The organism is Blautia glucerasea, from assembly GCF_013304385.1.
Classification (GTDB): Bacteria; Bacillota; Clostridia; order Lachnospirales; family Lachnospiraceae; genus Blautia_A; species Blautia_A ammoniilytica.
The window spans coordinates 1-13,413 of record NZ_JAAITU010000006.1; the positions used below are offsets into that span (position 1 = coordinate 1).

10 protein-coding genes and 1 riboswitch are annotated in these 13,413 nt (G+C 40.9%); of the genes, 8 read left to right on the forward strand and 2 right to left on the reverse strand.

Annotated features, from left to right (window positions below):
- Together G5B11_RS03830 and G5B11_RS03835 are read left to right on the forward strand one after the other, a co-directional pair.
- The coding region (locus tag G5B11_RS03830) for a carbohydrate ABC transporter permease (protein WP_207719312.1) at nt 1-877 on the forward strand (877 nt) is incomplete at its 5' end.
- Nucleotides 878-904: 27 nt separating this feature from the next.
- Entirely contained in the window at nt 905-2,302 is a 1,398-nt protein-coding gene (locus tag G5B11_RS03835; RefSeq protein ID WP_173726952.1) for a glycosyl hydrolase family 32, read from the forward strand.
- A 76-nt stretch (nt 2,303-2,378) separates the two neighbouring features.
- On the opposite strand, the gene G5B11_RS19715 is transcribed toward G5B11_RS03835, so the two are convergent.
- Nucleotides 2,379-2,807, reverse strand: coding sequence for a leucine-rich repeat domain-containing protein (locus tag G5B11_RS19715; RefSeq protein WP_173726953.1), 429 nt, complete (start codon nt 2,805-2,807; stop codon nt 2,379-2,381).
- Between G5B11_RS19715 and G5B11_RS19295 the strand changes: the two genes are divergently transcribed.
- From G5B11_RS19295 to G5B11_RS03860, 5 genes are all read left to right on the forward strand, one after another.
- A complete protein-coding gene (locus G5B11_RS19295) occupies nt 2,777-2,902 on the forward strand; it encodes a hypothetical protein (protein WP_274603230.1) in 126 nt (41 codons plus the stop codon). The two genes, G5B11_RS19715 and G5B11_RS19295, sit on opposite strands and share 31 nt — an antisense overlap.
- Before the next feature lie 145 nt (nt 2,903-3,047).
- On the forward strand, nt 3,048-4,052 hold the full coding sequence (cbiM, locus tag G5B11_RS03845; protein WP_173726954.1) for a cobalt transporter CbiM: 1,005 nt from the start codon (nt 3,048-3,050) through the stop codon (nt 4,050-4,052).
- A 2-nt stretch (nt 4,053-4,054) separates the two neighbouring features.
- Nucleotides 4,055-4,870 carry an energy-coupling factor transporter transmembrane component T family protein gene (locus G5B11_RS03850; protein ID WP_173726955.1) on the forward strand — a complete coding sequence of 272 codons (816 nt, stop codon included), beginning with the start codon at nt 4,055-4,057 and terminating at the stop codon, nt 4,868-4,870.
- 106 nt (nt 4,871-4,976) lie between these two features.
- A complete protein-coding gene (locus G5B11_RS03855) occupies nt 4,977-5,645 on the forward strand; it encodes an energy-coupling factor ABC transporter ATP-binding protein (RefSeq protein WP_173726956.1) in 669 nt (222 codons plus the stop codon).
- Nucleotides 5,646-5,969: 324 nt separating this feature from the next.
- Nucleotides 5,970-6,182, forward strand: a complete 213-nt coding sequence (locus G5B11_RS03860) for a helix-turn-helix domain-containing protein (protein ID WP_173726957.1) — start codon at nt 5,970-5,972, stop codon at nt 6,180-6,182.
- A gap of 233 nt (nt 6,183-6,415) precedes the next feature.
- Here G5B11_RS03860 and G5B11_RS03865 read toward each other — a convergent pair whose 3' ends face one another.
- Nucleotides 6,416-7,249 carry a leucine-rich repeat domain-containing protein gene (locus G5B11_RS03865; RefSeq protein WP_173726958.1) on the reverse strand — a complete coding sequence of 278 codons (834 nt, stop codon included), beginning with the start codon at nt 7,247-7,249 and terminating at the stop codon, nt 6,416-6,418.
- A gap of 171 nt (nt 7,250-7,420) precedes the next feature.
- Nucleotides 7,421-7,625, reverse strand: a riboswitch (cobalamin riboswitch).
- Between the two features lie 420 nt (nt 7,626-8,045).
- On the opposite strand from G5B11_RS03865, the gene G5B11_RS03870 reads away from it, so the two are divergent.
- Nucleotides 8,046-13,256, forward strand: a complete 5,211-nt coding sequence (locus G5B11_RS03870) for a DUF4430 domain-containing protein (protein ID WP_173726959.1) — start codon at nt 8,046-8,048, stop codon at nt 13,254-13,256.
- Nucleotides 13,257-13,413 lie beyond the last annotated feature (157 nt).

Genomic DNA, 13,413 nt, shown 5'->3' on the forward strand with positions numbered 1-13,413 from the left:
ATCCAAGAGGATATATAGCTCTTTTAGAATTTACACAGAATTAATTACAGTCTCGAAAAAAAGCTTGAAAAGACTGGTTCCGTTTTTAATTTGTTTGATATTTGTGTTTATGTTTTTATTTCCTTTTTTATTTACTGTATCAACCTCATTGAAACAACCATCGGATGTAATATCTACACAACCTCGATTTTTTCCAAATCCTATTTCCATACAGAATTATAAAGATATGTTTGAGTATTTGACGTTTGGGAAATATTTAGCAAACAGTTTAATTGCAGCACTTGTCAGCACGGTGATAAGTCTAACTGTGGGATCTCTTGCAGCATATGGGCTTTCTAGGTTTCGCTCTCGCTTATCATCTTTTTTTATGTATCTTACTCTTATGATACGTATGATACCACTTGTTTGTATTAGTGTACCCATTTATTCGGTAATTAATAAAATTGGCCTTAGAGATACACATATTGCATTAATATTGGTTTATGCATGTATAGGAGTACCATTTGTAATTTGGATGATGATGGGATTTTTTAATGGCATACCAAGAGAATTGGATGAAGCTGCATTAGTAGATGGTTGTAGTAACCTTAGTGCTTTTTTTCGAGTAATAGTACCAGTAGCTATGAATGGAATGGCAACAACTGCTATTTTTACATTCTTGACAGGGTTGAATGACTTTTTATTTGCTTTGTTAATAACAATGTCTGGTACAAAAACAGTTCCAGTTGGATTGTCTGAATTTTTAACAGAATATAATATTCAATTAGGGCCAATGGCAGCTGGGGCAGTCTTGTTTAGTCTGCCAATCATTATAATATCCTTTTTCATTCAAAAAAGAATTGTTAAAGGAATGACTATGGGAGCAGTTAAAGGATAAATTATTATAATTAAGGAGAGAAGAATTATGCAGAATATTTATTATCAGCCAGAGGGATATGCATTTGGAGATTGCATGCCATTTTACAAAGATGGAAAATTCTATTTATATCATCAGCGGGATACAAGAAATCCAGGGCCATTTGGGGAACCATTTGGATGGGCGCTGGCGATAACGGAGGACTTTGTACATTATGAAGATAAGGGTGAGGTGCTTCTACGAGGTAAAGATACAGAACAAGATCAATTCATTTTTGCAGGAAGTGTATTTGAAGGCGAAGGACAATATCATGCTTTTTATACCGGGTATAATCGAGACTTTGCAGCTGAAGGTAAGGCTGCACAGGTATTAATGCATGCAACTAGTGATGATTTGCTGCATTGGACAAAATCAGCCGATAAATTAAAACTTCCTCCTCAAATTGGATATGATCCTAATGATTGGAGAGATCCATATGTTACATGGGATGAGGATTCAAAAGAATATATTTTAATTTTAGGAGCACATAAGCAGAAGCATAAACAAATTAAAACAGGCTGTACAGTATATTTTACATCAAAAGATTTAGAACATTGGGAGTTCAAAGGGGATTTTTGGGCACCAAATATGTTTAGTATGCACGAAATGCCAGATTTGTTTCGTATAGGAGATTGGTGGTATTTACTTACAACCGAGTATAGTGAAAATAATAAAACAATATACAGGAAAAGTCGTTCGATTTTCGGACCATGGCAGATGCCTGATGATGATGCTTTTGATGGTAGAGCATATTATGCAGCTAGATCTTGTGGTGATAGTGAACATCGTTATTTGTTTGGCTGGGTAGCTTCAAAAGATCAAGATATGGATATTAACAATTGGATTTGGGGAGGAACACTAGTAGTACATGAGCTTGTACAAGAGGAAAATGGTGACTTGAAAGTAAAGATGCCAGATAGTGTACATAATGCATTTGTAGAGCAGCCATCTAAGAATCATTTTGGAGAAAAAGTAATTGAAATAGATAGCGGAATTAATGAAGTTATCATTGAAGAATGTGATGAAGAAACATTTTTGTTTGAAACAGTAGTTTCTTTTAAAGCGGGTACACATGCTTTTGGTGTGAATCTTTTTGAAGAAAAAGAAACTGGAGATGCATATAGATTTAATATTGAAATTAAAAATAGAAAAGTGGATTTCAATTGCACACCTAATTTACCATGGTTTAGATATATGGCTCAGGGATCTGACAGACCATTATTCTTGGAAGCAGATAGAGAATATTTATTACAAGTTGTTGTAGACGGAACAGTTGTTACACTTTATCTAAATAATACTGCATTGAATGTACGTGCGTATGCGCCCAAAGGAAAGAATATTTCTTTTTATGTAAAAGATGGTTCTGCGATTATAAAAAATCCTAGATTGTATTTGCTGAAAAAATAGAAATTAAATCTGCACTGTCCTGGGGAAAAGTAAATTATTTTGTATATTAATAATGATAATTGGGATGATTAAAGATTCAAAAGGCATGGATGAAATGAAAAATCCATGCCTTTTGTTGAAGACGCACATATTCCAGGTTATTACATTTGAAGAAGGCACGGCTTTCCTGAATTTCCAGAGAATCCGGCAAATCCGGAGAAGGAAAATCGCAAAAATTGAAGGCCTGTCTACCAATTCGTTTAAGATTTTGGGGAAAAGAAACGAACTGCAGGGAACGACATCGGTAGAAGGCATGATCATCAATCGTAGACACACAGAACAGTAATATCAGGAATGCTAGGGATTTACATTCCCAAAATGTGGTTTTGCGGATGGTTTGTATGTGGCTGTCCGGATGAAAATACAGTATGCAGCTTACGGTTTTCCAGAAAAGCCCCTCCGTAAAGTCGGCGGCCTGCTCACGGGAAAAAAGGAATGAAAGTATGGACAGAACCTTTGAATCCACTGGAAATCGAAGACATATTCCTGATTCCGGGAGAAACAGATGTTAAGAGCTTCCTTCATACAGAAGGGGAGAAGGACAGCAGCTGCCACCTATGAAAAAATAACAGGCATATATAACAGATTGGAATGCTTTCTTATCCCCTGGGGTGGGTTGTTGGCACTTTAACGTGGTGCTACAATATAGCCGATTAAGAGGCGCGCACCAAATAAATTCAAGTCGAGCAGGGAAAGGAAGTATATTATGCATATACCTGAGAACTATTTAAGCCCATCAACCTGTGCAGTTATGACAGCAGCCATGGTTCCTGCATGGGGGTATTCAATTAACAAAGTAAGAAAGGAAATACCAAAGGCAAAAATGCCGCTTCTTGGTATTGGCGCTGCTTTTTCATTCCTTGGAATGATGTTTAATGTACCACTTCCGGGAGGTACTACAGGGCATGCAGTAGGAGGAACGCTTATTGCAATTCTCACAGGAAGTCCGTCAGCAGGATGTATATCAGTATCTATTGCGTTGTTGATACAGGCACTGCTTTTTGGTGATGGAGGGATTCTCGCATTTGGAGCGAATTGTTTTAATATGGCTTTTGTGCTGCCCTATCTGGGATATTTCTTGTATAAACTGCTTCTGAAAAAGACAGGAAAGCGTAAACTTAGTGCTGCGATCGGGTCTTATGTGGGGATCAACGCAGCAGCTTTTTGCGCAGCTGTTGAATTTGGAATACAGCCTTTGTTATTTAAAGATGCGGCGGGACAGGCACTTTATTGTCCATATCCTCTAAGTGTGTCTATACCGGCGATGATGATCGGACATATCACTTTATTTGGACTGGCAGAGATTGTGCTGACAGTAGTAGTGCTGACATTTGTAGAAAAAGTATCTCCTTCCGCATTGGATGCAGTTCCGGATAAGACTTCATTTAAACCGTTGTACGTATTGACCGCAGTGCTTATCGTACTGACACCGATTGGTCTTCTTGCCACAGGTACCGCCTGGGGTGAATGGGGTGTTGATGAAATGGCAACGCTTGTCAGTGGAGGTGTAAAGCTTGGGTATACACCATCAGGAATGAAAAGTGGATTTGAGCTTTCAGCCTTGTTTCCGGATTATTCGATGGCCGGTATGCCGGAATGGACAGGATATATACTTTCTGCTGTTGTAGGTGCGGCAATTCTGGTGATCTTTTTTAAGATCGTTTCTTCTCTTATGAAGGACAAGGTTGATTTCAAAAAGAAAGCGGCATAAGAATGGATAATGAGAGAACAGAGATAACAAAGATTCCGGCTTGGATGTGTGGGCAGGAAGAGTACATTCCTGCAAATGGCAGGGAATCCTTTCTTACCAAAAGCACGAAATCTGTATTGTCTGTACTTGCAAAATTAAGATTTAATGAAGGGAAGGACAGCAGATTTTCTGCTGCTCCTTCTCTTAAATTGTTTTATACGATATTCTTTATAATTCTGACAGCTTCGGCACGAAATTATTTGTTTGTATTGATCATGTGTGCTGCAGTGACTGTTCGTCTGGCTTTTTTTTCAGCTGCAGCCATCAGACAGATCTTAAATGGAACAGTAGGAGCAGTTCTGATTTCGATACTTTTTCTTTTGCCGGCTGTATTTATGGGAAATCCACAAGCTCTGGCCAATATAACAGCGAGAGTATATGTATCTGTAACATTGGTGGGGATATTGTCATCAGGCACATCGTGGAATAAACTGACAGGCAGCATGAGAAGCTTTAGAATACCGACGATATTCATTTTTACCTTGGATATAACATTGAAATATATTTCTGTTCTGGGAGAAATATGTATGGATATTCTGCGGTCAGTCTGCTTGAGATCTGTCGGCAAAAATCCGGATAAGGCAAGAACTTTTTCGGGTGTGCTTGGAGTTACATTTCTTAAATCAAGTGAAATGGCAGAAGAAATGTATGCAGCTATGTGCTGTCGGGGATTTACAGGCGAGTATGAAATAAGACATAAGCAGAAATATAGTCTGATCGATCTGATGTATATTCTGGTAATGGTGGGATGTGCAGCTTTGTATATATACCTTAGCTGATAAGAACTTTAAAGTGAATCTGGCAGATCGGCATTTACTGTGAGTGGAGAGAATAGTAGAAATTATCTGCGAGAGTATTTCAGGGATAAATTGAGAGGAGATTGAAATGATCGATCTGGAAAAGGTGTGTTTTGCATATGAGAGTGAAAAAGCCCTTAGATATATTGACCTTCATATTGAAAAAGGAGATTCTGTAATTGTTCAGGGACCAAACGGATGTGGAAAATCGACTCTTATCAAGCTGTTGAATGGGATCATTTTTCCTTCGGAGGGAGAGTATCTTTATAAGGGACATGCAATTACAGAGAAAGCACTGAAGGACAGAAAGTTTGCAAAATGGTTTCATCAGCAGATGGGATATGTGTTTCAAAATGCGGATACCCAATTATTTTGTGGAAGTGTAGAAGAAGAGATTGCATTTGGACCAGTCCAGATGGGACTGTCAGATGCAGAAGTTCATGAGCGCACAGAAGATTGTCTGAAGTTATTTGGAATAGAGAAATTAAGAGAAAGACCGCCTTATCATTTGAGTGGGGGAGAAAAACGTAAAGTCTCTCTTGCATGTATTATTTCTTTGAATCCTGAGGTGCTGATTCTGGATGAACCTTTGGCAGGATTGGATGAAAAGACCCAGGACATGTTGATAGAGTTTTTACAGAGCTTTCATAAGGCTGGAAAGACATTGATCACAATTACACATAACCGGCAGCTGGCAGAACTTTTGGGAACCAGGTTTGCACTTATGAATGAAGAACATGAACTGAAAATGATATAAAAAAAGTACTTCCTGCGGAATCGGAAGTACTTTTTTATGGGTTGAATTAAATGTGTATCAATATGCGGAGGTAATCATACAGGACACCATTGGAGAACACCTTCTGGAAGTATGTAAGGCAGCCAGAACGGAAGTAATAGCAGAGGAAACAGGAAGAAACCTGATTTTGTATTGGAGAAAAATAGTCGTATATTGAAACTTCATGTACAGTTTCAAAATATCCTGATTTCAGAAAGTTAAAGAAATTTTATTGACACAGCCGTACGGCTAATAATATACTTAAAACAAGTATTTTTGCCGTACGGCATAGTAAGGAGATGGACTATGAAAATTACAGACTCAAAGTCATTAGGTCAAGCGATTCGTGAAAGAAGAAAAGAATTAAATTATACACAATCATATTTATCTGATTTCACAGGTCTTTCTGTTACTTTTATTTCTGATTTGGAACGCGGAAAACCTACAGCTGAAATTGAAAAAACAATCCGGCTAATTAATATTTTAGGATTGGACTTATTAGTAGAGCGACGAGGATAAAATGATGAGAACATTAGCAGTTTATCTCAGTCGAGAAGACTCCCACCTCTTTCAGGTGGTGAGTAACAGCTCGACTTGAAATTGAAATCAAAGGCGAAAATGAATTTGTTGGAGAAATTGTAGGAAATATCAAGTAATAAAGTAATTAATGGCTTGCCGGTTCCGTGCAGACTTCATCAAGAAGATTTTGCACAAGCACTCAGGGTTGCATCAGTGGATAAATATGAGAAAAATCAATCCAAATATTCTACTTTGAAGCCGGATTCCCGGCAATACTGGTCTGCTTTGGAATTGCGGTAACATCGGATGGTGGAAGAACGGTTTATGATCCATTCTCCTATAAATTCAGGATCATGCCGGATTTCCAGGTATTTCAGCCGGTTGCAGCCATGGAATACCCATTTTCCAATGTGGCGTACATTCTGGGGAAGACGTACATATTCCAGGTTATTGCATTTGAAAAAAGCACTGTTATCCAGGATTTCCAGGGAATCCGGAAACTCCAGGGAAGTAAAATTGCAGAAATAGAAAGCCTGTTCACCGATCCGTTTCAGATTTTCCGGAAAAGATACGGATTTCAGGGAGCGGCACCGGTAGAAGGCACGGTCATCAATATTGGTTACACTGTCCGGTAATACCAGGGATGACAATGATTTGCATTCCCAAAAGGTGTTTTTGCGGATTGTCCGGATCTGGCTGTCGGGATGAAAATATACAGTGTGCAGTTTACGGCTTTCCAGGAAAAGCCCTTGTGGAAGATCATCCAGGGATCCTGGTATATTGGCCTGCAAAAGAGAATCACATTTGGAAAATGCACCTGGTCCGATTTGTGTGACCTGGTCAGGCAAGGTGATTTCCTGAAGGGAATTACATCCAAGAAAGGCTCTGGCACCGATCCTGTGGAGTGATTTTGGAAATTGAATAGTACGGATGATGGCTTTTTTTTGAAAAGCTTCTGTCGCAATCCCGTAAATATGATCCGGAATGCGTGTGTTTTGAGAAAGATAACGACAGACATTGTTTCTTGTAATGATATGATAATTGGCAGATGTTGTACTGTAATACATAAAAAAACTCCTTTGCAAGATGAAAAAAGGCTTCTTCCGCAACGAAGTCATAATAGATCAATAGACATTTACCGGATATATAGGGCATGCCTGGATTACCGCCGCAGAAGAAAGGTTAGAGAGAATGGTACACAAATAAAACCACCTCTCCATATCCCCATTGCGTGTAGGTAATGGCAGGAGCTTTAAGCAGGTATTCTGACTTACGCAGTAACGTCACGGCTCGCCTTCTCACAGAAAATCTGCAATGGATATGAGCAGTAACTGCACGTATACAGCAGCACGACTGTCCAGGATTCTCACCTGATTCCCTCTTGGCTGTATACCTGCTATCAGACATACCATGGTATACAGAACTTAAAACCGGTAATTAGTTTAAGTTATTCAATTACTTTTAATATAAGGGATAAATGAAGAAAAGGCAAGGAAAATAGAAAAATTTGTGAAAGGTTATTAAAAAAAATGTTAAAGGCTTGACAGACTGGAAAATGTACCATATAATCACAAACCAGTGGGACAAAATAGAATAGAGAAGTACAGATATTTTGAGAATCAGTGAAATTCTGATACAGGAAGGTGCATTGCCGTAAAGTCGGCGGTCGGATATCTGTAAAATAAGGTAAATCAATTCTGCATGACGAATGACTATCAGGTAACGAAGTTTCCTCTATAAATAAGGGGAGGCTTGTTACCTGTTTTTATTTTTGCGGATAATGAGCCAAAGGCCATGTGGATAAGGAACCGAAATCTGATTTTGTCTGAATAAAAAACGAATAAAAACAAGGAGAGGAATGGAATGAGGAACAAAAAGTATGTAAAGCAGTTACTCAGTATTGTGATGATCGGTTTGTTATCCCTTAACGAGCCGATGATCGCCCTGGCAGAGTCAGAAGCGCTTCTCACATCGGAACTGCCGGCACAGGTAGTGGATGTGATAGATGCGGATGATACTGCAGGGGAAGCAACAGACTATGAAGAAGTTACTGCAGATGAGTTTGTGGATGAGCCACAGGAAGTAGCAGGATCAGAGGATGAGGAACTGTTCCAGGACGGAACAGAGGATGCCCAGACAGATCTGTATGATGGGGAAACCATGGTACAGGATGCAGATGCTTCTGAATTCCCAACAGAGATCCTGGCAGGCGATACATATAAACTGGAGAAGGATATTACTTTATCAAATGGCCAGCAGATCAAGAATCTGGCAGGAACCCTGGATGGACAGGGGCATACCATCACACTGTCAGGCAGTGCACTGGCAGTGAATGTATCCGGAACGATCCAGAACCTGGGAGTAAAGGGAAGTGTTACTGTATCTGAGGATCATAAAGGAGTAATCGCAGATACTCTTACCGGAACATTACGTAACAGCTATTCTGTTGTAGGTATTAAGGATGATGGTTTCATGTCTGAGGTAGGCGGACTGGTAGGAAAAATGACCGGAGGAACCATACAGAACTGTTACTTTGCAGGCAGTGGAGATTCTTATATGATGGTGCATGGTATTGCATCCTATAACAATTCAGCAGAATCCAAGGTCAGCAACTGTTATTTTATAAATTCTTTGGATGCGTTTGGAATAAATAAACCAGAATTACAGCAGACAAATTGTGCCAGCAAGACGGATGCAGAAATGAAGAGTGAAGGGATTGTTGCTCTTCTTAATACAGCAATTGCAGGAACCGGTTATGTGTTTGCATATGCAGAGGGCAGCTATCCGGTTCTGAAAGAGGGAGTGGCAGAGGTAAGCTGGGCAGCCCTTGACAGTGCACTGGAACAGGCAGGAGTCTTAAATAAAGAAGAGTATAAAGCAGATACCTGGAAGGCACTGGAAGATGCGGTGGCAGAAGGGAATGCATTAAAAGAACAGACAGAAGCCTCTCAGGAAGAGATCAACAGTGCTGCAGATAAGATTACAAAGGCTATCGCAGGGCTGAAAAAAGAGACAATTGTAAAGCCGGTATCCATTCCGGAAAATGCAACACCGATTGCATCTCAGGCAGATTTTGCAAAGATGGCCAATGCAAAAGGAAAATATTTTGTTTTAACACAGGACATTACCATTGACAGCGGTTATATGGCTGTTTCTGATTACATGAATTATGAGGCTTTTGCAGGTGTACTGGATGGTAAGGGCCATACCATTACATTTGAACAGGCCGGAGCTGTCTTTGCTTCCCTGACGGCAGGTGCAATCGTGCAGAATGTGAACGTAACAGGAACAATGACCGGCACTGAGGTTACAGGACCCTTTGGTAAGACTGCTTACGGGGCTTCAATCCTGAACTGCCGAAGTGACATCAGTGGAAGCAATGTGGCTGGCTTTATTGGAAAAACCGGAGCTTATATGGGAGCCACTGCTTCACAGGACTGTGCAGGCGTGATCGCAAACTGTATTGCAATCGGTGATAACGGAAAGGGTGCACTTTGCAACAGCAGCAGCAACCAGACCGGGGCGGCAGTGATTAAGAACTGCTACTGGGTAGATACTTTAGGCAGCGGTTCAGGTGCCATGTCTGAGGAGGACATGAAAACTCTGGATCTGGTTGAAAAATTAAATGCCAATAAAGGTGACAACGGAACTTCCTGGGGTCAGGGAAGTGATGGATATCCATATTTTGGAGAGAACCAGTCTTACACACCAGGAAGCTTTAAATGGCCGGAAACAGGAGAAAACAAGTATCCTATCGCATTTCAGGCTTATAACGGAACAGAGGCCGTTACATTAGAGGATGGACGCCTGGAAGTATCACCAGATGCAGTGGGTATGGCGAATGTGGCAGGAACCTTTTCTTTACAGGACTATACAGCACCCAAGGGAAGCAGTGTGTCATGGGGATTCTCCCAGAGAAAACCGGAAAGTGCTTTTGCTGTTTATGATGAGGGATTATTCTGTGTCAGCGGAACAGGAGTAGCAGTTGTGACCGCCACTCAGAATAACAGTGACGGAAGCAGTGAGCTTCTGGCTTCTGTAGCAGTCCGTTCTTCCAGACAGAAGCTGACAGATATCAAGCTGTATATTGACGGCGAAGATGTAACAGACGGATCATTTACCGTACAGGGGTCAGAGTATAAGAGAATTGTTGTAAAAGCACAGTATCAGGAAAATGGTGCTTATCAGGATGTATCTTATGCATCTTTTACCTATACAGCTGATGAAGAGGGCACAAAATTACTCAGTAACCGTGTGAACAGCTCCAGCGGATTTGCTTTTAAAAATCCTGGAACAGCAACCTTTACAGTAACAGCCAAAAATCAGCCTGAAATGAAGAAGACTATAATTGTAACATCTGCCTATGTTCCGGTAGAGTCAGTTACACCTGCAATTTCAGGAACAAAAGAAATCCATACCAGAAATGCCAACAGTGACGGACAGGAGACGGACGGAAGAGTGGCATTTAACCCGATCCTTGGATCAGCGATCGTCACACCTGCGAATGCTACAAATGCAGATAAAGTAACCATTACCAGTGACGATCCGGAAGGAACTATTGCGTACTACACCAGCGGGGAAAAGGGATATGTGCCAAAGCAGGCAGGAACCGTAACCTTTACCGCAACGATTGAGGATACAAATCCCCTGACCGGAGAAACAAAGACGGTTTCCGGTGACAGTACTGTAACATTTGTATATAAGAATAATGTAAAATCTGTGGAGCTTGCAGAGGCAGACAAAGAGATCACTGTAGAAGCAGGAAAGAACAGTGACACATTCAAACCGGTAGTGACAGGAGAACTGGATGAGCAGGGATATGATGTTACAGAGCCTGCACTGAAATGGACTTACAGCAAGAAAGGTATTGCTCAGGTAGTCAGAACCGGAAGCGGATACTGGAAGAAGAATGGAAATTACAATGTAAGTGATCCGGATTACGGTTCTTACCTTCCTGTTGCAGAATATCAGGTAATGGGCCTGTCAGAAGGTACTGTAACGGCAACCGGAACACCGATTGACAACAAAAACAATGTGGAGCCAGTTACCATCACCATTACAGTAACAAAAGGAAGCGGAACCGGAGTTGATGTAATTGCAAAAGCAAATGAAGGTGCAGACAATGCACTGGATTACATTGAGAGCAGCCATAATGACAAGGGCTACGCGTATGGTAATGAATGGCTGATCTATGCTATGCTTCAGGGCAATAAGGAACTGAGCGAAGAAGTAAAAAATGCATATTATACGTCTGTTGCTACAGAAGTAACGAACTGGGACGAAACAAAGAAACCAACGGATATTGAGCGTACTGCCCTGGCACTTGCCAGACTTGGAAAAGACATTACAGATGTAGATGGCGTTAATCTGGCTGCCATGATTTACAATTCTGGGAATCTGACAGACGGATCCAACGAGCTTGCATATGCGCTGCTTGCACTGGATGCTGCAAATATCACCATTCCATCTGCTGCAAAATGGTCAAGGTCAGCCATGATCGCAGAGTTGCTGAAATTCCAGAATGCAAATGGCGGATTTGGATTAACAGAAAATGAATCAGCCAGCGTAGATATGACGGCTATGGTATTACAGGCCCTGGCACCATATCAGAACCGTGTAGGTGTAAAAGAAGCGGTTGATAAGGCTCTGGTATATCTCCAGGATCAGCAGAGAGATGACTTTGGATATGGCACTGCAGAATCTACAGCACAGGTACTGCTTGCCCTTACCTGTCTTGGCATTGATCCAACTTCTGTAGAAGGCGGATTTGGTACACCTGATTTTAACCTGATCACTAACCTGATGAAATATCAGCAGGCAGATGGTGGATTTTCTCATAATATGAATGTTGGAAAATCACAGGAAATGTCTACTGTGCAGGTATTACAGGCTCTTGATGCATATCGCAGTGGAAAGACAACTTATTGGGCAGTAAAAGGTGAATATGTAAGCGTTATGGTATCTGTTCTGGGTGATGAAGTACATAACAGTGATGAAGATGGACAGATCCATGTATTGTCCAGAAATAATCTGACTGTCTGGGCTGCACAGGCTGAATACCGTGTGGCAAAAGCTTCTACAGCTATGGAAGCCATTGACGCAGCGCTGGCAGCAGCAGGAATGACCTGCGAAAAGAGATATGAAGGCACTTATATTTCATCCGTAACAAACAGTAATGGTGTAAAGCTTGGCGAATTTACCAATGGTAAAAAGTCTGGCTGGCTATACAGTGTAAATGGAAAAGATGCAGATGTAGGAGCATGTGATTACAAATTATCAGATGGGGATGAAATTATTTTCCATTATACTGATAATTATACAAAGGAAAACACGTCAGCAGATCATCAGCACAGCTGGGGAAGTGGCACAGTGATAAAAGATGCAACCTGTACAATTGCTGGTGTCCGCATATTTACATGTGAATGCGGAGAGACAAAAACAGAAACCATTCCTGCAACAGGTCATCAGTTTGGAAATTGGGAGAAAGTATCTGATGCAACTGTATTTGCCCCGGAGAAAGAAGCACGTACCTGCAGCGTTTGCAAGCAGGAAGAAACGAGAGACAACGGCGCGAAGCTGAAGGCAACCATCAAAGTAAATGCAACTACACTTCCACTGAAGGTAAAACAGAAGACAAGTGCCCTGAAGGTCAGCGGACTGGCAAAGGGAGATTCTGTAAAATCCTGGAAGTCAGGTAACACAAAGATCTTCACTGTATCCAGTAAGGGTGTTATTACAGCAGGAAAGAAGACTGGAAAGGCAACATTGACTATTACACTTGCCAGCGGCCTGAAAAAGAATATCACCGTTAAGGTGCAGAAGAGCACAGTAACCACCAGCAAGATCAGCGGCTTAAAGTCCAAGGTAACTCTTAAGAAGGGCAAAAAGCTTACATTAAAGCCGGTACGCACACCGATCACATCCAAACAGAAGTTTACTTACAGCACTTCCAACAAGAAGATCGTAGCAGTAAGCGGCAAAGGCGTGATCACAGCAAAGAAGGCTGGAAAAGCTAAGATCACAGTGAAATCCGGTAAAAAGAAATTTACGGTAACGGTAACTGTAACAAAATAAAAAACAGAAGAATTAATTACAGTTAATGAGCAGCAAGTATGGTTTTCTTCGCAAAGATTATTTGAAAAACCATGGAAATTCAGTATATCAGGTGATACTTCCGCAGAATCGCATGGGTAGGGGCTGCCAATCAGCACAGACCTATATTCTTGACGGA